Origin of the sequence: Streptomyces triticagri (genome assembly GCF_003429565.1) — a bacterium.
Taxonomy (GTDB): domain Bacteria; phylum Actinomycetota; class Actinomycetes; order Streptomycetales; family Streptomycetaceae; genus Streptomyces; species Streptomyces triticagri.
On the sequence record NZ_QUAK01000016.1, the window covers coordinates 49,926 to 69,063 of the forward strand.

Here is a 19,138-nt window from a genome sequence, read left to right on the forward strand (position 1 = left end):
CGTCGTCGTCCGTGCCTTCGAGTCTCCATGGTGCGTCAGGACGCTCCCTGGCGTCGGTCCTGACCGACCCTAGGGACGGCGTGAGCCGTCGAGCAGGTCGACGCCGCAGATGTGACCGAGTTCGTGCGCGGCGGACACCAGCGGGGTGCGCAGCTTGTCGAGCGCGATGCGCATCTCGGTGGCGCGCGGCCAGTTCTGTTCGTGCTCGAAGGCGCCGACATCGGCGGGGCGCGCGGCTTCATGGCGGCGGAGCGCGGTGTGCCAGGTGGTGAGGAAGGGGCGGAGCTGGTCGTTGACGAGATGCGAGATGACCAGCGGCAGCGCGCCGGGGGATTCGGTCTGTGCGGCGATCTGATGGAGAGCGGCCCGAGCACTGGCGAACAGCGTGTGCAGCGAGGTGAGCGCCTCCCGCAGCGAACCCTCCTCCGCCGGCAGCGGCTGTACGCCGACCCGGGTGACCAGCTCCACCTGCAGATCGAAGGCGGCACTGCGCTCCTGCGGACCGGGTTCGGACGGTCCGTTCCGCCACAGTCCGCGGGACCCGGCCTCCAGGGCCTGGGCGACCGGCACCGGTGACGGCGCCGCAGGCTCGGTCAGAGCGTGCAGGAGCGCTCGGCGCAGGTCCTCCTGGCGTGCGATGTCCTCGTCGTGCCTGCGTACGGTGCGGGCGAGCAGCGGGTGGACGGTCCAGGTGCCGTCGTGTGCGGGACTCGGTGTCAGCGCCCCGGTGCCGAGGAGTGCGTCCAGGGTGTGCGCGGTCAGCGAGGCGGTCTCCCACGGGTCGTACGGCGGGACCGTACCGAGCGCCGTCTCCAGGGTCTTGGAGCTCAGCGGGGCGGGGCAGGCGACGGCGAGCAGCCGGAGAATGTCGGCGGTCGGTGCCCGGCCGGCGAGCGGGTCGGGCAGCAGCGTGCCGGTGAGCTCGCCCGCGAGGATGTCGGGTCCGGGGGCGTGCAGGCGATTGCGGGTGCGGGTGAAGCCGGCGGCCGCGAGTTCGCGCAGGATGCCGAGCGCTTGCGGGTGGCCGCCGACGTCGTGGACGAGGGCGGCGGCCGCCGCCTGCTCCGCCTCTCCCCGGGGAGTGTGGCGGGCGGTGAGCAGCTGGAGGCTGTCCGCGTCCGGAAGCGGGCCCAGATCGACGGGCTCCGCGAATCCGCCGTAACGCCGCGAACGCGTGGTGATCAGCGTCGACGCGAGCAGATGCGGACCGCGCAGCAGATTCAGATGCTCCTCGGACAGACCGTCGGGGAGCCCGTCCACCGTCCACAGGCACGGCGAGCCCTGCTCGCCGAGGAAGACCGCCAGACGGCTGAGGGACTGCCGCAGTTGCCGCTCCGGTCCACCGGATCCCAGACCGAGCGCGTCGGTCACGGTCGCCACCTGCTCGGCGTACGCATCCATGACGGCCGACGGCTCCGCGCCCTGCAGGCCGTGCAGGTCGAACCAGAAGACGCCGCCGGGGAAGGCCGAGCCGAAGCGGAGCGCGTACTCCTGGGCGAGCAGCGACTTCCCGATGCCGGCCATCCCGCGCAGTTGGGCCGTGCGCCCCGAACCGCCGCTGCTCGGGGCCACCAGTGGGGTGTGGTGGCGGTGCAGGGCGGTATGGATGTGCCACTGCTCGCGCAGGCGCCCCGTGAAGTGCGAGGAGCCGGTCCTGGCCGGCGCGGGCAGCCAGGATCCGGGAGCGGCCCGCCCGTCGGGGTACGCCCGTGGTGCGCTCATCGCATCGACGAGCTCGGCCGTGTGCGCGGCCACCCGGGCCGCGAAACGGCCGAGCGCGCTCGGTGTCGACGGCCACGGCCAGTGGCGGGCGTCCCGCAGCTCCACCGGCTGCACATGTCCGGCGCCGGCGTCGGGATTGACGACGAGGACCCGCTTGCGCGGATCGCCCTCGCGCTGTCCGGCCAGATAGGCGTACGTGAGCTCCCACTGGCAGGCGCGACTGTGCGGGTACCGGGCGGAGTAGAAGGCGAGCAGGCTCTTCGACCGTGCGAGTGCCCCGGTGATCGTGGTGGTGATGGACGCGAAGTCCTCGACGGACGTCTCGTCGACGAACACCCGGAGGCCCTGCTCACGCAGTGCGGCCGCCAGCACACCGGCCTGTTGCACATCGGCACGGCTGTAGCTGACGAAGACGTCCCACTGGGCTGCCTGGTCGCCGTGTATGCTCACGCCCGCTTGCGCGTCCGCGTCCCCCTGCGTCATGCCGTGACCCCCTCGCGCGACGCAACCCGAACATCAGCCGGGGGGGGGGGTGCCGCTGCCTGCCTGTGAGGTCGCGAAGGCGGGATCGGGCTGGGGCGGCGAGGGCCGGGCAAGCTTGTTCACAGCCTCATGATGCGTCATCGGAGGCCGGCGTCGACGGCGGGATGTGCCGGTCGTGCGATCGCCGGGCGTGGGGCAGGCCGGATGTCTGGGGCGGGGGAGCGGACGCAGTGCGGCGCGCGTGCCAGTCGGAGCGCCGCAGATGCCGCTCGGGATCACGCAGTCCGGCGACCTTGCCCAGCGCGACGACATAGTCCCGCAACCGGTGCTGCAGCTCGCGCAGTTCCTCGCGAAAGGCGGCGTTCTCCGGCCAGGCCGCCTCGCCGCCCATCTCGCCGGCCTCCGACTCCTCCCACGTACGCAGTCGCGGGTGCCACTTCGACAGGAAGGGGGCGAGCTCGAAGTTCAGTATGTCGAGGACGAGTTCGTGGACCGAGTCGCCCTTCAGGGGCGGCGGAGGCGTGGAGCCGGACTCGATCGGCTCGCGGTACAGATCGAAGAGGTTCTTCAGGGAGTTCAGCGCCTCGCGCAGGTTGCCCGTGTCGTCGTCCAGCGGACGGGTCGCCACCCGGGTGGCCGCCTGGAAGAACATGCGCAGGGCCGCCTGCCGCATGTCCGTGTTGGCGGTGAACGTCATCGCGTTCCCGGCCACACTGAGCTGCACCTCGGTGAGCTGGGCGGAACGACGGTAGAAGTGTGCCGCCAGTACGACGGTGACGCCCGCGAGCGCGCCGACCACCACGGACAGCAACTGACCGCCCGTCCGACCGATGGCGTACGCGGCGATCCCGACGACGGCCCCCATGACACCGGCCAGCAGCGCTTTTGCCGTGATCCGGGGTCCGGGTCCGCTGCGCCAGGACTGCCGTGCCGCCATCGTGGAGTGCCTGCCTCGTGTCCGGGGTCGCGGTCGCGAGTGGGCGGCCGTGCGGGTGGTGTGCCGCAGCACGCCCCGCGGCGCCGACTCGCCGTCATCGTAGGCGAGTTGAGACACGGGCCGATGCCGTTCCCGCCGCTCGGCGAGGCGCGGCCCCGGCCTCGGGGGTCGGCCGGCCGGCTCGGTGACGGCGGACGCGGCGGGAGCCGGTGCCGAGCGGGCCGCGATGAGGCCCTCGACGCCGAGCAGGAAGGTCTCGCACATACCGGCACCGGGTGATGTCCTCGCCGGAGCCTCCGTCGTCGCGTCGGCAGGTGTCAACGAACCCTTCCTGGCCGGCGCGACCGGCTACGCGATCCCGGGCGGCATCTTCTTCCTCGTATCGGCCCTACGGCTGGGCCGCACCGCCGAGCAGGGGGCTGAACCGCACCGGCCTCACAGGGCCATCAGACCGGCGCTCGTCTCCTCGAAGCCGCAGGCATCGAGGTAGTAGTACGGACGCAGACGGGCCTCGAAGAGAACTTCGGCGCGCTCGCCCCTGCGGACCGCAATCTCGGCGGGAGATCACCGTCGACTGCGATGCACTCGCGCTCACCGACCGCGACCGGACACTCGTGCTCTACAGCGCGCCGCAGGGCTCCCCCGATGCCGAAGCACTGGCCCTGCTGAACGTACTGGGGGCGGAGGCCGGAGACTACCGCCGGTGAGACCGCAGGGTCCGGCCACGGTGCACCACACCGTGGCTGGACCCTGCGTGTCGCTTGCTCAGATCGTGGCGGTGTCGATCACGAAGCGGTAGCGCACGTCCGAGCCGAGGACACGCTCGTACGCCTCGTTGATCTCGGCGGCCGCGATCAGCTCGATCTCGGCGCCCAGGCGGTGCTCGGCACAGAAGTCGAGCATCTCCTGGGTCTCGGCGATGCCGCCGATCGCCGATCCGGCGAGGATCTTGTTGCCGCCGATCAGGGAGAAGAGGTTGAGCGCGATCGGTTCCTCGGGCGCTCCGACGTTCACCAGCGCGCCGCCGACCTTGAGCAGGTTCAGGTACGCACCGAAGTCGAGCGGAGCGGAGACGGTGGACAGGATGATGTCGAAGCTGCCCGCGAGTTCCTCGAAGGTCTTCGGGTCACTGGTCGCGTAGTAGTGGTCCGCGCCGAGCCGGAGGCCGTCGTCCTTCTTGCGCAGCGACTGGGAGAGGACGGTGACCTCGGCGCCGAGCGCGTGGGCGATCTTCACGCCCATGTGGCCGAGGCCGCCGAGGCCGATCACGGCGACCTTCTTGCCGGGGCCGGCGCCCCAGTGCTTGAGCGGGGAGTACGTGGTGATGCCGGCGCAGAGCAGCGGCGCCGCCACGTCGAGGGAGATGCCGTCGGGGATGCCGACGACGAAGCCCTCGGTGACGACGACCTTCTGCGAATAGCCGCCGTAGGTGGGCTCGCCGTCCTTGCCGACGCCGTTGTACGTCTGGATGTTCCCCTCGAGGCAGTGCTGCTCGTGCCCGGACCGGCAGGGCTCGCAGACTCCGCAGGAGTCGACCATGCAGCCGACGCCGACGCGGTCACCGACCTTGAAGCGGGTGACGCCCGGGCCGACCTTCTCGACGATCCCGGCGATCTCGTGGCCCGGGACCATCGGGAAGATGGCTTCGCCCCACTCCTCGCGGGCCTGATGGATGTCGGAGTGACAGATTCCGGCGAACCGGATGTCGATCAGGACGTCGTGCTCACCGACGGTGCGGCGTTCGATGGTCGTGCGCTCCAGCGGGGCCTTGGCACTGGCAGCGGCGTATGCGGTAACAGTCGTGGTCATGGCCTCCACACTGCGCCTGCCGCGCCCCGATCCGCAAAGAATCCGCAGGTCACCGCTTTGCGTACGTTCGCTGGTCCTACTACTGGCGGGGTCAGGCTCGCGAGCGTACGACGGGGGACACTGGGGGACATGGACGAGAACGAAGCGGCTGCGACGGACCGCCCCGACCGCGCCGACAGGCCCGATCGCGCCGACCGGCCCGATCGCCCCGACCACCCGGAACACCTGGACCGCAGGGCCGAGCTCAGCGAGTTTCTGCGCACCCGAAGGGCCCGGCTCCAGCCGGAGGACGTGGGGATCAGCTCGCACGGGCGCCACCGGCGGGTGCCGGGGCTGCGCCGCGAGGAGCTGGCCCAGCTGGCCGGGGTCTCGGTCGCGTACTACACGCGCCTGGAACAGGGCAACGGGCGCAACGTCTCGGCGGAGGTCCTCGACTCGATCGCCCGCGCCCTGCGCCTGAGCGACACCGAGCACGCGCACCTCGTCCATCTCGCCAGGCCCACCCGGCAGCAGCGCAGGCCCGCGGAGCAGAAGCGGCAGCAGCCGGTACGGCCCGCGCTGCGCCGGCTGCTCGACTCGCTGGACGGCGTGCCCGCGTACATCGCCGGTGCGCGCTCCGACATCCTCGCCTGGAACCGGATGGCGGCGGCGCTGTTCGGCGACTGGGGGCGGATGCCGAGGACCGACCGCAACTGGGCGCGGCTCACCTTCCTCAACCCGGACTACCGGGAGCTGTTCCTCGACTGGGGCTCCAAGGCGGCCGACATGGTCAGCTATCTGCGGCTGTACGCGGGCCGGAATCCGGAGGACCCGGAGCTGTCCGCGCTGGTCGGCGAACTCTCGGTCAAGAGCGAGGAGTTCAGGAGGCTCTGGGCCACCCACGACGTGAAGGAGAAGGGCCACGGCGTCAAGCGCATGAGGCACCCCCTGGTGGGCGAACTGACCCTCGCCTACGAGACGTTGCACCTCCCGGACGACGACGACCAGTCTCTGTGCATCTACCACGCCGAACCGTCGTCGGCCTCGGCGGAAGCGCTGCAGCTGCTTGCCAGTTGGGGGGTCGACGAGGAGGCCACGCGCGCGACGTCGTAGGCGTGGTGCCGAGGTGCTCGGCTCGCACACCATGGCGTCGTCGCCGGCCGAGCTCTGCGCCGGAGCCTTCCTCGCTGCGCGTCAGCTCTCGTCCGTGTCGACGTCGGCGGGTGTCGAGGTGTGGCGCCAGTAGCCGGTCATGCGGACCCGGGTCCGGTCGATGCGGCGCTCGCGGCGCAGGTGCTTACGGATGGCCGCCATCGAGCGTGACTCGGCGCCGCCCCACGCGTAGACATTCCCGTCCGGGTGGTCGAGTGCGCGGACCGCGTCGTGGAGGAGCGTGGTGGTGCCGGCCGGCGCGTCGCCGCGGATCAGCCAGGTGACGTGGATGTCGGGCCGGTCGGGGAGCGGCAGGCGGTCGGCGTCGTCGCCGAGCTCGACGAACACGTGGGCCGGGGTGCCCTCGGGCAGGTTCTCGAGGATCACGCAGATCGCCGGCAGGCCGGTCTCGTCGCCCACGAGAAGGAGCCAGTCGGTGTCGGCCGGGGGCTCGTAGATCGTGCGCGGTCCCCAGAGCGCCACCGGGTCGCCCGGCGCCGCGCCGGCCGCCCACGTCGCGGAGGGCCCGGGCTCGGTGTGGGTGTCGTCGCCGATGCCGTGGAGCACGAACAGCATGTCGATCTCGGCGACTTCGGGCCGCCAGCGGCGCAGTGTGTAGTAGCCGCCGATCGGCCGGTCCTCCTCGGCGAACCGGCCGAAGTCCTCCTGCGAGAACGAGGAGTCGACGGTGAGTTCGGTCCGGCCCGCAGGCGGAGTCATGACGTAGATGAACTGGTCGTGCCCACCGGGTGTGTACGAGCCGAGGTCGCCGCCGCCGAAGGTGATCTGCTTGAAGATCGGGGTGACCTGCTCGACCCGTACGACCGAAGTGACGCGCGTACGGATGGCGTTGACCTGTTGCGCCTGGCGCTCGGGGGTGGTCGGCGCGGTGATGCCGAGGGCGTCCCGGGCACGGGCGGTGACCTCTAGGGTGAGCGACTGGATGTCGAAGAGCGTGGCGACGGGACGCGAGAAGGGCACCGCGGCCTCGTGGTGCACCCCGTCCTCGGTCGTGGCCCGCAGCGAAGGGCCGTGCACGTCGATGCCGGCGAACTTGGCGCTGTGCAGGTCGTCGCGGCCGAAGTGCGCGCGACAGACGATCTCGACGGCGTCGGCGTACGTCCCGTTGAAGTGCTCGACATAGCGCGGGTTGACCTCGGCCACCTCGTCGGCGATGGAGGACGGTCCGGTCGCCGCGGCGTCGTTCGTCGTCATGTTAGGCAAGCCTATCCTCTGCTGCGAGCGCCCGGAGCGCTGGCTCGAAGGATCCGCGACGCTGTCCGCTCGGACGCGAGGTAATTGACGCCATGGCGGGAAAAATAAACGCGGTGTAGATTTTCTCCATGGGGGCGATCCGACCTCCCCTTCGTGCCCCTCCCTGGCCACATGACAACTTACGGAGGAACCATGCAGAAGCAGAACTGGCTCATCACGGGCGTCAGTACGGGCCTTGGCCGCGCCATGGCCGAGGCCGCCCTGACGGCAGGACATTCCGTCGTCGGCACCGTGCGCTCGGAGGGCGACCTGCGCGCCTTCGAAGCTCTCGAGCCCGGACGCGCTCACGGCCGGATACTGGATGTGACCGACAGCGAGTCCGTCTCCACCGTGTTCGCGGAGGTGGAGCAGAACGTCGGCGCGATGGACGTCGTGGTCGCCAACGCCGGCTACGGCCTCGAGGGCACCTTCGAGGAGACTCCGCTGACCGAGGTGCGGCGGCAGTTCGAGGTCAATGTGTTCGGGGCCATGGCCACGCTGCAGGCGGCCCTGCCGTACCTGCGCCGGCGTCGCCGCGGGCACCTGATGGCCGTCACTTCCATGGGCGGGCTCATGGCCGTGCCGGGCATGTCGGCCTACTGTGGCAGCAAGTTCGCCCTGGAGGGAGTTCTGGAGGCGCTGGGCAAGGAGGTCGCGCAGTTCGGGATCCACGTGACGGCGATCGAACCGGGCTCGTTCCGTACCGATTGGGCCGGACGCTCCATGACGCGCGCCGGCCGATCCGTCGACGACTACGACGAGCTGTTCACTCCCATCCGCGAAGGGCGGAAGAAGGCCAGCGGGAACCAGTTGGGCAACCCGGCGAAGGCGGGCGAAGCCGTCGTGCACATCGCGTCGGTCGCTCAGCCACCCGCGCACCTCGTCCTCGGCTCGGACGCCCTGCGGCTGGTGACGGCCGCCCGTACGGCCGTCGACGAGGACATCCGTACGTGGGAGTCCCTGTCGCGGACGACCGACTTCGCCGAGGGTGCGCAGCTCTGATGTCCGGCCACCACCCCGCGCGCGGCCGACGTGCCGGCGAACGAAAAGGCGACCTGCGGGAACGCGCCATTCTCGACACGTGCGAGACCCTCCTCGCGGAGAAGGGCTACGACGCCATGAAGGTCGGCGACATCGCCCAGGGCGCCGGCATCACTCGCGGAGCCCTGTATTTCTACTTCGGCTCCAAGCAGGAGGTGGTCGCGGCGCTCGTGGCGAGGACCGTCGAGCACCTGTGGGAACGATCCAGGGTCGCCGCGGAGACCACCGAGCCGCGCCAGGCCATCACCGCGGCCATGCGGCGGACCATCGAGCTGTGGGCCGAGCACGGCCTGGTCATGCGTACCGCGATCGATCTCTCGCTGACAGTGCCGGAGATCGGCGAACTGTGGAGCCACACGGCCGACTTGTTCATCGATGCCATCCGGGCCGTACTCGAACGGGCCGGTGTTCCGGCGGGCGACGCACCGCACCAGGCATCGGCGATGGCACGCGCCCTGTGTTGGATGATCGAGCGGACCTTCTACCACGCCTCACAGGATTCCCCGGAGCAGCTGCAGCAGGCGTCCGCGACCTGTGAGCACATCTGGATGACAACCGCCGGCCTGACCGCCTGACCGCCTGAGCCCGGTGTCTCACCACACCGGGTGTCTCGCTCAGGACACCTCCGCCTCGTAGGAGCCGGTGCGTTCCCGGAGTAGCCCTTCGACGCCCACGAGGAAGGTGTGGGCCACCAGTTCGGGGTCGAAGAGGCAGCCGGCCGCCATCGCGCCGTCCCTGAGCATGACGACGTGTCGTGCGGGCGGGTCGGCGGGTGCGTCGCCGGTGTGCGCCAGCAGGTCCGTCACGGTGTTCAGGAACCACTGGCGGTGGCCCAGGATGAACTGGTGAATCGGGTGGGCGGGATCGCCGTACTCGGCGGCCGCGTTGAGGAAGGCGCAACCACGGAAGCCGGGTGTGCGGATGCTGTCGGCGATGGACCGGGCGACGGCGAGGATCTGTTCGACGGGTGAGTCGCTGCTCGCCTGTGCGGCGGCGATCTGAGCCCGGATGCCCTGGTCGGCTTGGTCGAGGTAGGCGAGGACGAGGTCTTCCTTGCCCGAGAAGTGCCGGTAGAGAGTGGCCCGGGTGACCTTGGCCTCCGCCGTGATGCGGTCGATGCCGACGGAGTGGATTCCTTCCGCGTAGAAGATCCTGGTCGCGGTGGTGAGCAGTCGTGCTCTCGCTTCGGAGACGCCTCCGCTCTCTGGGCTTCGATTCATCCCGGCAGGCTACCAGACAGGGAGAACGTTCGGTCTTGACAGGGGTTCGTTCGGTCGCTGTACTGATGCACAGGGGCGGAGGCGCCCATGACGCGCCCTCAAGGGGAGATGGCACAGGTGGACTCCGAACAGCCCGATACGCGGGGCGCTCCAGTGGGTCGGCGCGTCCTCCTCGGCACCCTCGGTCTCGGCGCGGTGGGGGTGCTGGCCGCGCCCGTGCTGCAGCGGGGGATGGAGGCGTTCCTCGGTGGCGCCGCCGAGGTGGATCCCATCGGGGTGACGGGACTGCTGCCGAACGGTGGTGGCTTTCGCTACTACTCGGTGACCTCGTCCGTTCCCCGCAAGGACGCCGACAGTTACCGGCTCACCGTCGACGGTCTGGTCGACCGCCCCACGACGTACGGCCTGGCCGACCTCAGGGCGCTGCCGCAGACCCGCATGGTGCGCGACATCCAGTGCGTCACCGGGTGGCGGGTGCCCGGTACGCCGATGGAGGGTGTGCGACTGTCCGAGCTCCTGGACGCCGCGGGGGTGCGCTCCTCCGCGGGTGCGGTGCGCTTCACCTGCTTCGACGGGGCGTACTCGGAGAGCCTCACCCTGGAGCAGGCGCGCCGTGCGGACGTGCTGGTCGCGCTGCGCATGCAGGACGAGGACATCGGTCACAACCACGGCGGCCCGGCCCGTCTGTACGTGGCACCCATGTACTTCTACAAGTCCGCCAAGTGGCTCTCCGGCATCACGGTCACGAAGGATGTGCGGCCCGGCTACTGGGAACGGCGCGGCTACGACGTCGATGCCTGGGTGGGCCGTTCGAACGGACGGGACGATGAGCCCACGACCTGACGCCGACCGGGCCGCCTCGGACGTGCGGCGCTTCAGCCCGGCCGTGCGCTGGACCCACCGTGCGACGGCCCTGCTGATGGGTGTGTGCGTGCTGACCGCGGCCCTCCTGTACGTCCCCGCACTCGCCCAACTCGTCGGCCGGCGGGCCCTGGTGGTCACCGTGCACGAGTGGACGGGAGTCGCCCTGCCCGTCCCGGTGCTGGTCGGCCTCGGCTCGCGCGCCCTGCGTGCCGACCTGAGCCTGCTCAATCGCTTCGGTGCGCACGACGGCCGCTGGCTCAGGGCCGCGCTGCGCCGGGACAAGCGGCCGTCGTCCCGTCCGGCGCACAAGTTCAACGCGGGGCAGAAGCTCTACGCCGCCTGGGCGGCCGGCGCCACGCTCGTCATGCTCGGTACCGGCCTGATGATGTGGTTCACCCACCTCACCCCGCTGATGTGGCGCACCGGCGCCACGTTCGTGCACGACTGGCTGGCCCTCACCCTGGGCATCGTCCTCGCCGGTCACATCGGCATGGCCATGGCCGACCCGGAGGCCCGACGTGGGATGCGTACGGGCTCCGTCTCACGAGTCTGGGCGGAACACGAGCACTCGCTGTGGCGGCCGTGAACGGGACATCGTGGGCGGATCGATGACGGCTGCGATCTGTGACGGCTGCGATCTACGACGGCTTGGGGGAGGAGCGTGTGGAGTGGACTTCGAGGAGTCTCTCCATGCCGGTCAGGAAGGTTTCGGTCACCAGCGCCGGGTCGAAGAGGCAGCCTGAGGCCATCGCGCCGTCGCGCATCATCACGAAGTGCTGTGCGGCGCGCTCGGCGGACTGCTCGTGAATCCTGGAGACAAGTCCGATGGATGTGTCCAGGAACCACTGTCGGTGCTCGAGCACGGCCCTGTGCACCGGGTGATCCGCGTCGGGGTACTCGGCGACGGCGTTGAGGAAGGCGCAGCCCCGGAAGCCCGGCGACCGGATGCTCTCGGCGATCGATGAACCGAGCGACCGGATGGTGTCGGCGGCCGAGAGTTGCGCGGCCACGGCCGCGTCGACCTGGTCGTGTACCGCACGGTGGGCTTCCGTGAGGTAGGCGACCACCAGGGTCTCCTTGCTGGGGAAATGGCGGTAGAAGGTCGCGCGCGTGACTCGCGCCTCCGCGACGATCCGGTCGACGCCGACGCTGTGGATCCCCTCCGCGTAGAACAGCTGGCCGGCCGTCTTGAGCAGCCGGGTCCGCGCCTCGGACGGCGGCCGGCTGTCGGATTCCCTGAGCACCATGCGGCCATCGTAGCGGGTAGAACGTTCGGTCTTGACAAGCCTCCTGGCGCTTGCCAGGCTGTAGGCGAACAGAACGTTCAGTCTCGCAAGGCTCGAGGGGACGCTCTTCGCCCTCTACAGGCCCATGACCCCAGGTGTTCGGACTGACCGCAGGTGTTCCGACGTGGATCCCGAGCGATCGCGCCGCACCGAATGGGGTCGGACCGTGCGGCCGACCCGATCGAGACGGCGGGCCGGAGACAGGCCTGCGCCCTTCGTCCTTCGCATTCCATCGAAAGGATCACCATGACCAGCATTGCCGCACCCTCGAACGTCACCGGGACCGCCTCTGCTCTGCGGAGGCTCTACTTCGTCCGGTTCGCGTTCGCCATCGTCTGGGCCCTGGTGATGTTCACGATGGCCAAGGAGATCAGTCCCGCCGCAGCCGTGCTGCTGGTGCTCTATCCACTGTTCGACGTCGGCGCCGCCGTCGTCGACGCGAACGCCTCACGCGCGACCCGCTCGCCGGTTCTGCTGTACGTCAACATGGCGGTCAGCTTCGTCGCGGCCCTGGGTGTGGCCCTCGCCGCCACGTCCGGCATTCCCGCAGTACTGCGGGTCTGGGGAGCCTGGGCGATCGTGGCCGGCCTCGTCCAGCTGATCGTGGCCGTTCCCCGTCGCCAACTGGGCGGCCAGTGGCCGATGATCCTCAGCGGCGGCATCTCGGTGCTCGCCGGCGCCTCGTTCGTGGCGTCCGCCGGCGCCGACGACCCCACGCTGGCCAGTGCGATCGGCTACGCGATCCCGGGCGGCATCTTCTTCCTCATCTCGGCCCTGCGTCTGGGCCGCACCGCCAAGGCCGCCTGACATGAGCGAGCACACGTACGACGTGGACGCTCCCCGATCCGTCAGTCGCGCTGCAGGAGTGGGTCGTTCGGCTTCGTCGTGGCGGGACGTCGTAGTTGGGGGAGGGCCGTTGGTGCGAGGTGGGAGGCCCGGTGGAGGTGTTCGTGCAGGTCAGCGGACGCGCCCCCGTGCCTTGAGTGGGACCGGTGGGAGGTCGGGGGCCGGGAGTGGTGCGCCCTCGTACCCCTGCACCTCGCCGAAGCGGCGGCCCGACATCCAGTCCTCCCGGGCCTGTGCGATGTCGTCCTGCGACCGGCCGATGAAGTTCCACCACATGATGATCTCCTCCTCGAACGGCTCGCCGCCGATGAGCATCAGTTCCGCGTCGGACTCGGCGCGCAGCGGGAGTTCGGTGCGGCCGCAGCCGAGGTAGAGCATCGACCCGGGCAGTACCGGCACTCCGTCCACATGCACCTCGCCGGACATCGAGAGGACCGCGTACTCGAAGTCGGGCTCGAGCGGGACGGCGAGGTCCGCGCCGCGGGACAGCGCAAGATCCGCGCCGACCAGAGGTGTGAAGGTGGTGCCGGGCGAGGTGGCCCCGTCCAGCGAACCGAGCAGCACGGTCGCGGTCAGGCCGGGCGCGATGACCTGGGGGAGAGCGGCGTGGTACTCGAAGCGGGGGTCCGTGTGGCGGTGTGCGTCCGGCAGGGCGACCCAGAGTTGGGCGCCGTGCAGGTACTTGGCGTGCGACTTGGGGCTCTCCTCGGAGTGGCTGATCGCCCGGCCGGACGTCATCAGGCCCAACTCCCTCGGGCGCACCGTCTGCAGACTGCCCTCCGAGTCGCGGTGCAGCACCTCGCCGTCGTGCAGCCAGCTCACCGTCTGCAGGCCCATGTGCGGATGCGGGGGGACCTGCATGCCGGGCTCGTCGGCGATGTCGTCGGGACCGTAGTGGTCGACGAAGCACCAGGCGCCGACCATGCGGCGCCCCAGATTGGGCAGCAGACGGCGGACCTCGGTGGACTCGCCGAGCATGACGCGGCGTGGATTGAGGAGTTCGCGCACGGGTTCGGCGACGACGAATCCCCGCCCGCCGCAGAGGGACGGGACGGCCTGACGGTCAAGGTTGCTCATGACCCCACAACCTAGTCTCCATGCCTCGTACGTTCACCCCGCCACGGTGGACCGCTGCCGGTCGGTGCAGGGGGCGACGCGGGGGACGGCCGGCGGGCAATGCCAAGCTGGGCGCATGAAGTCACGCAAGGTGCTGAGTGCCCTGACCGCGCTCGCCGCGCTCACCCTGGTCTCCGGATGCGGTGACGGCGGGGCGGACGCTGCGCCGGGGCCCTCGGGCAAGGACCGCGTGCAGGCCGCGATACCGGGCGTCCCGGACGGCGATGCCGAGCAGCCGCCCGCGGGCAAGGGGTCGAAGGACCCCGACGACGTCAACGGGGACGGCCACCCCGATCTCGTGGTCCCGGCCTTCACTAGCGCGGACCCGGACGCCGAGGACCGCCAGGAGCGGATCGCGGTGGTGTACGGATCGAAGGACGGTCTCGACCCGGCCACCCGCACCGTGTACGGACCGGGCGACCTCGGGCTGCCGGACGACGAGTCCCCGGACGTCAACTCCCGGCGTGCCGGCATCAGTCCGGAGAACCTCACGCTCGCCGACCTCGACGGGGACGGCTTCCCGGACTTCATCACGCCCGTCGCAGGCGAGCGGGCGAGCAGCGGGAACGTGACCGGTGACCGTACCGTGCCGCACATCTCCTGGGGCGGCCCGCAGGGGCCGAGCCCGGATGCCGAGGCGACCGCGCTCCAACTGCCCACGCAGGCGGGCGGGTTGGGGATCGACGAGGTCGAGCGCGGCGACTTCGACGGCGAGTCCTGAGTCGACTTCACGGCCGGCGCGCCACGAAGACGTACTCCATGCCCGGCCGGTCCGGAGCCTCCCGCACCTCCTCCACGACGAACCCCTGCGCCGCCAAGTCGGCCTCGATCTCCGCTCGTTCACGGAAGCGCAGGATCGAGTCGGACGTCAGCGTCGCCCCGTCCGACGCGAACACATATGTCCAGCGGAAGCCGACCAGCGGCAGATCGACGCGGGTGAGCCGTACCCAGCTCTCGATGCGGCCGGCGCCCGGTACGTCCGTGACCTGCCGCGAGAGTTCCGGAGTCCACTCCTGCCACGCGCGCCGGGACGGCACCCGCGTCTCGAACACCAGGCGGCCGCCCGGACGCAGCGCCCCGTGGGCGGCCGCCAGGGTGGCCCGCCACAGCTCCGGATCCACGATCGCCTGGGCCACGTTCGCCGTCATGGTCGCCAAGTCCACCTGCAGCGGGGGCAGTCGGGTCGCGTCCCCGCAGATCCAGCGGACCGCGTCCGCGCCGTTCTTGCCGCGGGCGACATCGACCGATGCGGCGGCGGGGTCGATGCCGACCACGTCGAGGCCGAGCCCGGCGAGCCGCAGCGCGAACACCCCCGTACCGCAGCCGATGTCGAGGACCGACCCGGCCGCGAACTCGTCCGCCATCCGCACATAGGCATCGAGGTCGCCGCGGTCCGGGTCGAGTGGGTCGTAGACGGCGGCGAGGCGCGGATCGGCGAAGCAGGCGTCGGGCATGACGGCGAGGATAGCCCCGTCGTTCACCCGAATGGCGGCCGTGCTGTGGTGCCCGCCCGGAATCGGGACCACGTTCGATACCACAGCGCGGCGGTGGTGCGGCGGACCGTGTCACCGCTGCCACGGACACGGCAGAGACACTGCCACGGACAATGGCAGAGACGAGGTCGACCATGGCGCAGCAAGCTGCTTCCCCGCGACCGGACCCGGGTGCCCCACGCCCCGCGCCGTCGCGCAACAGCCCCTGGGCGACCGGCGGTGTCACCTTCGCCGGCGTCCTGATGCTGATCAACGGCGTGCTCGCGGTCCTGCAGGGCATCGCGGCGATCGCCGAGAACGACGTGTACGCGCGCCTCGGCGACTACGTCTACAAGATCAACCTCACCGGCTGGGGCTGGATCCTGCTCATCCTCGGCGCGCTCGCCGTGGTCGTCGGCTGGGGCATCCTGTCCGGAGCGGCATGGGCACGCGCCACCGGCATCGCGATCGCCTCGCTCCACCTGGTGGCCCAGTTCCTGTTCCTGCCGTACCAGCCGGTGTGGTCGGTGGTGATGGTCGCCCTCGATGTCTTCATCCTGTGGGCCCTTGCGGTGTACCGGTCCGAGGACGAGGTCTGACACCGCACCGCGGCGGTGACGCCTGACCGCCTCCACGGCGCCGCATCGTCACCACCCGCACCAGGCGTCCAAGTCGTCGATGCTGTCGGCGAGTTCGAGCGGCCGGCCGGGCCAGGCGGTGCGGTGCCAGCGGGGGATGCGCCAGGCCAGGCGGCGTGGCCAGAGCGGAGTGTCCGGCAGCCGGTCGAGCGGCATCCAGGCGGGCGCGCCGCCGTAGTTGTCGAGGTGCTCCGGTGCGCCCACTTCGCCGGTGGCGTCGACGCGGAAGTAGTGCTCGCGCCGGCCGTCCTTCCAGACCCTGGCCACCTCGTGTCGTGCCGTGCCCTCGAGGGCGGTCTCCTCGCGCAGTTCACGGACGACCGCCTCGGTGAGCGTCTCGCCGGGCTCGACGCCGCCGCCGGGGATCTCGTAGTGGGTACGCCCCTTCTCGTCGAAGCGGATCAGGAGCATCTGCGCCTCGCGGATCACGATCGCGCCGGCCCGTACCCGTACCGGAGCGACCGATTCGGGATCCTCCCAGGGGACCGGGCCGGGCGCCGCTGTGCCGGTGGCCCAGGCCCGCAGCACGTGTTCGGCGGTGCCGAGCGGACGTACGGAGCACCACAACGCCTCGTCGAGCGACAGGGCCGACGAGCCGGAGCGCGCGGACGCCGGATGCCGGGCGCCGCCGTCGATCCGCGGAAGGTGGTAACTCCCGTGCTCACCAGGGTCGTCGAGAAGCACAAGCCGGCCGCCGTCGAAGAGCACCTGCGCCGCGGCCCCTGAGTCCACCGGCCGGGCACCGTCGTCCGTCGTACGGGATGCGTCGGTCATCCGGGATGCGTCGGTCATCCGCGAAGCGTAGGCCGGGCGGTCCGGCGGTGCGTCAGAGTTTCGCGCCGAAGACCTGGGTCCACCACGGGCCGCCGGACCCGTCGTGGATGCCGATGCCGATCTCCTTGAAGGAGCAGTTGAGGATGTTCGCGCGGTGGCCCTCGCTGTTCATCCAGCCCTCGATCACCTGGGCGGCGGTCTGCTGTCCGCGGGCGATGTTCTCGCCGTACGTGCTCCAGCGGTAGCCGGCCGCGGTGATGCGGTCGCCCGGGTCCTTGCCGTCCGGGTTGGTGTGGTCGAAGAAGTCGCGGGCCGCCATGTCGGCGGAGTGGCGACGACCCGCCTCGTGGAGTGTGGAGTTGGCCGTCACGGGGCCGCAACCCTGCTTGGCGCGCTCGGTGTTGACGAGGGCGACGACCTGGTCCACCTTGCCGTTCGGAACGGGCGCGGGCGCGGCCGTACGGGTGGGCTTCGGCTCGGGCTTCGGTTTCGGCTTCGCGGACGGCTTGGCCTCGGTCCGCTTCGGCGACGGCTTCGCCGAGGACTTGCTCGGCTTGGGCGACGGCTTCTTCGACGTCCTGGTGGGCGATGACTCCGGGCTGCGAGGGGTGTCCGCGGGCAGGGTCGCGGAGCGGGCACCGACCGTGTCCCGCTCGCCGTCGTCCTGGCCCGGCAGGGTCGACAGATACACGGCACCGCCCGCGGCCGCGAGCACGGCGACGGCGGCCACCGCGGCGGTGCGCCGCCCATGTCCGGACCTGCGCCGGTGCGGGGACGGTCCGGCGGCGGGGCCGTCGTACGAGGCGGCCGTGTCCGAGTACGGAGCCGCCGCATCCGGGTAGTCGCCGCCCGGACCCGCCGGATTGGACCCGGCCGTAGGCACCGTGTCCACCGGCCCCGTACCGCCGGCCGCCAGGTGGCCGCCCGCAGCCAGCGCCGGTACGAGTCCCAGGCCGACCAGCAGGCCCTCGGCCGGCACAAGGCCGGACCAGTGGCCCGAGCAGGCGGTGCAGTCGCGGGCATGCCGCGCGATGCGTTTGCGCCACAGCGCGGAGGGGCTGCCGTCCCAGCCCTCGACCAGATCGGAGAGCAGCACGCATCGGGGAGTCGCGTACAGCGCACGGACCACCACCCGTGCGGTCTCCAGCTGCGCCTTCATCCGCTGCACCCGTACCGCGGTGTGCTGCGCGGACAGTTCGAGCGCGGCGGCCACCTCGGCCCGGGACAGCTCGCCCGCGGACTCCAGCCACCACAGCGAGAGCAGCGCGCGGTCGTCCTCGTCCAGCCAGCGGGTGGCCTCCGCGACCTCGCGCCGCTGTCCGGAGAGGCCGAGCCGGACGATGGTCAGGTCGACGAAGTCCACCCCGGGGTCGGCGACCTCGTGCGCCTCGTGCAGGCCGCCGCGCGGTATCGCGCCGAGCCTGCTCTCCCGCCAGTGGCCCCGTATCTGATTCATGGTGATCGCGACCAGCCAACTGCGGAAGGTGTCCGGATCACGCAGGTTCGGCAGCCCGCCGAGCATCCGGATCATCGTGTCCTGGACCACGTCGTCCACGTCCGCATGGCCGTTCAGGGCGCGCCCCACGATGTTGTAGACCAGCGGCAGATACGCGGCCACCAGCCGGTCCTGGGCCTGCTGCTCGCCGCTCTGTGCCGCCCTGATCAATGCGGTGTCACGATCGCTGTTCACGTGCCGTCCCCTGCCTCTGTCTGCTCGGGCTTGCTCCCTCGACACCTGGGAGACGTCCGCTGCCCGGCCGGATAACAAGAATCGGGGCACCTTCTTGCGGCAGCCGCCGACGGTGCCCCCGCCACCTCGCACGGCACAGCCTTCTCGTACGGCGCACCCGTCTCGCATCCGGCCTCGTACGGCGGGCAGTCTGCCAGGGGCGCACCGCGTTGCCCACAGAGGGCCCGTACAACAGTTCGGTGCGCGGGCCGTCCGGCCGCAGCCGCCCGCGCGGGAGGCTGCGCCGCTACGCAGGCCCCGCGGCCACCCGCGCGAGCGCCGCGAGCCGCGATCCAGCCGTACGCGGGCCCGCTGCGCTGGACCGGATTCCTGATCCTCGCCGCGATGGCCGTACGGATCCTCCGCAGCGGCCTGCGCGCACCGGCCGGAGCGAGAGCGAGCCACGGTGGGCGGCACGGCACCGGACCGACTGCACCGCTCGTACCTGATGTTCCTGGGCTTCACGGCGCTCAACCCCTGGCCCGCCCTCTACTGCGTGGCCCTGATCCTGGGCCGTCAGGCGCACTCCGGTGCGAGCGGCGCCGAGGCGGCCGCCTTCCTCGTCGCGATGGTGGCGGCGTCGGCCGGCTGGCAGATGTTCCTGGCCTGCTGCGGGTCGGTGTTCGGCAGGTTCCTCACCGGGCCGCGCGGCAGACGTGTCACCGCCGTCGTGTCCGGCGCGCTGATCCTCGGTCTTGCCGCGGGCAAGGTGACGGACGGGTGACCGGCCGCGCACATGGTGCGCCCCGGCCGCGGGACACCTCCTCGCGTTGCGGGACGCACCCCGTCCTGTTTCGGTGTGAAGGAAGCGCCGTG

At 71.0% G+C, this 19,138-nt stretch carries 19 protein-coding genes and 2 pseudogenes; 11 read left to right on the forward strand and 10 right to left on the reverse strand.

The window, feature by feature from the left end:
• Nucleotides 1-69: 69 nt before the first annotated feature.
• Nucleotides 70-2,172 carry a tetratricopeptide repeat protein gene (locus DY218_RS03220; RefSeq protein ID WP_233521333.1) on the reverse strand — a complete coding sequence of 701 codons (2,103 nt, stop codon included), beginning with the start codon at nt 2,170-2,172 and terminating at the stop codon, nt 70-72.
• A gap of 160 nt (nt 2,173-2,332) precedes the next feature.
• The gene (locus DY218_RS03225; RefSeq protein WP_233521337.1) at nt 2,333-3,406 is read right to left on the reverse strand and encodes a hypothetical protein; all 1,074 of its coding nucleotides are present in this window, start codon (nt 3,404-3,406) and stop codon (nt 2,333-2,335) included.
• Between the two features lie 16 nt (nt 3,407-3,422).
• Between DY218_RS03225 and DY218_RS34775 the strand changes: the two are divergent.
• Nucleotides 3,423-3,632, forward strand: a pseudogene (locus tag DY218_RS34775) (hypothetical protein); the annotation flags it as partial.
• Nucleotides 3,633-3,702: 70 nt separating this feature from the next.
• Nucleotides 3,703-3,849, forward strand: a pseudogene (locus DY218_RS34780) (transcriptional regulator); the annotation flags it as partial.
• Nucleotides 3,850-3,907: 58 nt separating this feature from the next.
• Here the strand turns inward: DY218_RS34780 and DY218_RS03240 are convergent.
• Nucleotides 3,908-4,951, reverse strand: a complete 1,044-nt coding sequence (locus tag DY218_RS03240; protein ID WP_128554356.1) for an NAD(P)-dependent alcohol dehydrogenase — start codon at nt 4,949-4,951, stop codon at nt 3,908-3,910.
• Between the two features lie 129 nt (nt 4,952-5,080).
• On the opposite strand from DY218_RS03240, the gene DY218_RS03245 reads away from it, so the two are divergent.
• A complete protein-coding gene (locus DY218_RS03245) occupies nt 5,081-6,043 on the forward strand; it encodes an MmyB family transcriptional regulator (RefSeq protein ID WP_128554357.1) in 963 nt (320 codons plus the stop codon).
• Nucleotides 6,044-6,124: 81 nt separating this feature from the next.
• Here the strand turns inward: DY218_RS03245 and DY218_RS03250 are convergent, their stop codons facing one another.
• Nucleotides 6,125-7,297: a siderophore-interacting protein gene (locus DY218_RS03250; protein ID WP_158573962.1), complete on the reverse strand. Its 1,173-nt coding sequence runs from the start codon at nt 7,295-7,297 to the stop codon at nt 6,125-6,127.
• A gap of 192 nt (nt 7,298-7,489) precedes the next feature.
• On the opposite strand from DY218_RS03250, the gene DY218_RS03255 reads away from it, so the two are divergent.
• Together DY218_RS03255 and DY218_RS03260 are read left to right on the forward strand one after the other, a co-directional pair.
• Nucleotides 7,490-8,338, forward strand: coding sequence for an oxidoreductase (locus tag DY218_RS03255; protein ID WP_128554359.1), 849 nt, complete (start codon nt 7,490-7,492; stop codon nt 8,336-8,338).
• Nucleotides 8,338-8,952, forward strand: coding sequence for a TetR/AcrR family transcriptional regulator (locus DY218_RS03260; protein WP_128554360.1), 615 nt, complete (start codon nt 8,338-8,340; stop codon nt 8,950-8,952). The genes DY218_RS03255 and DY218_RS03260 overlap by 1 nt, the downstream gene beginning before the upstream one ends.
• Nucleotides 8,953-8,991: 39 nt before the next feature.
• Here the strand turns inward: DY218_RS03260 and DY218_RS03265 are convergent, their stop codons facing one another.
• A complete protein-coding gene (locus tag DY218_RS03265) occupies nt 8,992-9,597 on the reverse strand; it encodes a TetR/AcrR family transcriptional regulator (RefSeq protein ID WP_128554361.1) in 606 nt (201 codons plus the stop codon).
• A gap of 87 nt (nt 9,598-9,684) precedes the next feature.
• On the opposite strand from DY218_RS03265, the gene DY218_RS03270 reads away from it, so the two are divergent.
• Complete coding sequence (locus tag DY218_RS03270) at nt 9,685-10,440, forward strand: molybdopterin-dependent oxidoreductase (protein ID WP_128554362.1); 756 nt, start codon at nt 9,685-9,687, stop codon at nt 10,438-10,440.
• The gene (locus tag DY218_RS03275) at nt 10,424-11,047 is read left to right on the forward strand and encodes a cytochrome b/b6 domain-containing protein (protein WP_128554363.1); all 624 of its coding nucleotides are present in this window, start codon (nt 10,424-10,426) and stop codon (nt 11,045-11,047) included. Before DY218_RS03270 ends, DY218_RS03275 begins: the two co-directional genes overlap by 17 nt.
• A 52-nt stretch (nt 11,048-11,099) precedes the next feature.
• On the opposite strand, the gene DY218_RS03280 is transcribed toward DY218_RS03275, so the two are convergent.
• Nucleotides 11,100-11,708: a TetR/AcrR family transcriptional regulator gene (locus tag DY218_RS03280; RefSeq protein WP_128554364.1), complete on the reverse strand. Its 609-nt coding sequence runs from the start codon at nt 11,706-11,708 to the stop codon at nt 11,100-11,102.
• 285 nt (nt 11,709-11,993) lie between these two features.
• On the opposite strand from DY218_RS03280, the gene DY218_RS03285 reads away from it, so the two are divergent.
• Complete coding sequence (locus DY218_RS03285; RefSeq protein WP_128554365.1) at nt 11,994-12,554, forward strand: hypothetical protein; 561 nt, start codon at nt 11,994-11,996, stop codon at nt 12,552-12,554.
• Nucleotides 12,555-12,704: 150 nt separating this feature from the next.
• Here the strand turns inward: DY218_RS03285 and DY218_RS03290 are convergent, their stop codons facing one another.
• The gene (locus tag DY218_RS03290; RefSeq protein WP_128554366.1) at nt 12,705-13,670 is read right to left on the reverse strand and encodes a pirin family protein; all 966 of its coding nucleotides are present in this window, start codon (nt 13,668-13,670) and stop codon (nt 12,705-12,707) included.
• A 115-nt stretch (nt 13,671-13,785) separates the two neighbouring features.
• On the opposite strand from DY218_RS03290, the gene DY218_RS03295 reads away from it, so the two are divergent.
• A complete protein-coding gene (locus DY218_RS03295; protein ID WP_158573964.1) occupies nt 13,786-14,430 on the forward strand; it encodes an FG-GAP-like repeat-containing protein in 645 nt (214 codons plus the stop codon).
• A gap of 7 nt (nt 14,431-14,437) precedes the next feature.
• Here the strand turns inward: DY218_RS03295 and DY218_RS03300 are convergent, their stop codons facing one another.
• Nucleotides 14,438-15,163: a class I SAM-dependent methyltransferase gene (locus DY218_RS03300; protein ID WP_128554368.1), complete on the reverse strand. Its 726-nt coding sequence runs from the start codon at nt 15,161-15,163 to the stop codon at nt 14,438-14,440.
• Nucleotides 15,164-15,315: 152 nt separating this feature from the next.
• On the opposite strand from DY218_RS03300, the gene DY218_RS03305 reads away from it, so the two are divergent.
• On the forward strand, nt 15,316-15,780 hold the full coding sequence (locus DY218_RS03305) for a DUF7144 family membrane protein (protein ID WP_233521334.1): 465 nt from the start codon (nt 15,316-15,318) through the stop codon (nt 15,778-15,780).
• A gap of 48 nt (nt 15,781-15,828) precedes the next feature.
• Here DY218_RS03305 and DY218_RS03310 read toward each other — a convergent pair whose 3' ends face one another.
• Nucleotides 15,829-16,611: an NUDIX domain-containing protein gene (locus DY218_RS03310; protein ID WP_233521335.1), complete on the reverse strand. Its 783-nt coding sequence runs from the start codon at nt 16,609-16,611 to the stop codon at nt 15,829-15,831.
• Nucleotides 16,612-16,645: 34 nt separating this feature from the next.
• Nucleotides 16,646-18,283: a sigma-70 family RNA polymerase sigma factor gene (locus DY218_RS03315; protein WP_233521336.1), complete on the reverse strand. Its 1,638-nt coding sequence runs from the start codon at nt 18,281-18,283 to the stop codon at nt 16,646-16,648.
• Between the two features lie 445 nt (nt 18,284-18,728).
• On the opposite strand from DY218_RS03315, the gene DY218_RS03320 reads away from it, so the two are divergent.
• Nucleotides 18,729-19,046: a LysE family transporter gene (locus DY218_RS03320; RefSeq protein WP_128554370.1), complete on the forward strand. Its 318-nt coding sequence runs from the start codon at nt 18,729-18,731 to the stop codon at nt 19,044-19,046.
• Nucleotides 19,047-19,138: the final 92 nt, after the last annotated feature.

Coding starts and splice junctions, on each gene's coding strand:
- DY218_RS03240 (WP_128554356.1), bottom strand. CDS start 4,951: ATGACCACGACTGTTACCGCATACGCCGCTGCCAGTGCCAAGGCCCCG.
- DY218_RS03260 (WP_128554360.1), top strand. CDS start 8,338: ATGTCCGGCCACCACCCCGCGCGCGGCCGACGTGCCGGCGAACGAAAA.
- DY218_RS03265 (WP_128554361.1), bottom strand. CDS start 9,597: ATGAATCGAAGCCCAGAGAGCGGAGGCGTCTCCGAAGCGAGAGCACGA.
- DY218_RS03305 (WP_233521334.1), top strand. CDS start 15,316: ATGGCAGAGACGAGGTCGACCATGGCGCAGCAAGCTGCTTCCCCGCGA.
- DY218_RS03275 (WP_128554363.1), top strand. CDS start 10,424: ATGAGCCCACGACCTGACGCCGACCGGGCCGCCTCGGACGTGCGGCGC.
- DY218_RS03250 (WP_158573962.1), bottom strand. CDS start 7,297: ATGACGACGAACGACGCCGCGGCGACCGGACCGTCCTCCATCGCCGAC.
- DY218_RS03245 (WP_128554357.1), top strand. CDS start 5,081: ATGGACGAGAACGAAGCGGCTGCGACGGACCGCCCCGACCGCGCCGAC.
- DY218_RS03290 (WP_128554366.1), bottom strand. CDS start 13,670: ATGAGCAACCTTGACCGTCAGGCCGTCCCGTCCCTCTGCGGCGGGCGG.
- DY218_RS03310 (WP_233521335.1), bottom strand. CDS start 16,611: ATGACCGACGCATCCCGGATGACCGACGCATCCCGTACGACGGACGAC.
- DY218_RS03255 (WP_128554359.1), top strand. CDS start 7,490: ATGCAGAAGCAGAACTGGCTCATCACGGGCGTCAGTACGGGCCTTGGC.
- DY218_RS03300 (WP_128554368.1), bottom strand. CDS start 15,163: ATGCCCGACGCCTGCTTCGCCGATCCGCGCCTCGCCGCCGTCTACGAC.
- DY218_RS03280 (WP_128554364.1), bottom strand. CDS start 11,708: ATGGTGCTCAGGGAATCCGACAGCCGGCCGCCGTCCGAGGCGCGGACC.
- DY218_RS03285 (WP_128554365.1), top strand. CDS start 11,994: ATGACCAGCATTGCCGCACCCTCGAACGTCACCGGGACCGCCTCTGCT.
- DY218_RS03270 (WP_128554362.1), top strand. CDS start 9,685: ATGACGCGCCCTCAAGGGGAGATGGCACAGGTGGACTCCGAACAGCCC.
- DY218_RS03295 (WP_158573964.1), top strand. CDS start 13,786: ATGAAGTCACGCAAGGTGCTGAGTGCCCTGACCGCGCTCGCCGCGCTC.
- DY218_RS03225 (WP_233521337.1), bottom strand. CDS start 3,406: ATGTGCGAGACCTTCCTGCTCGGCGTCGAGGGCCTCATCGCGGCCCGC.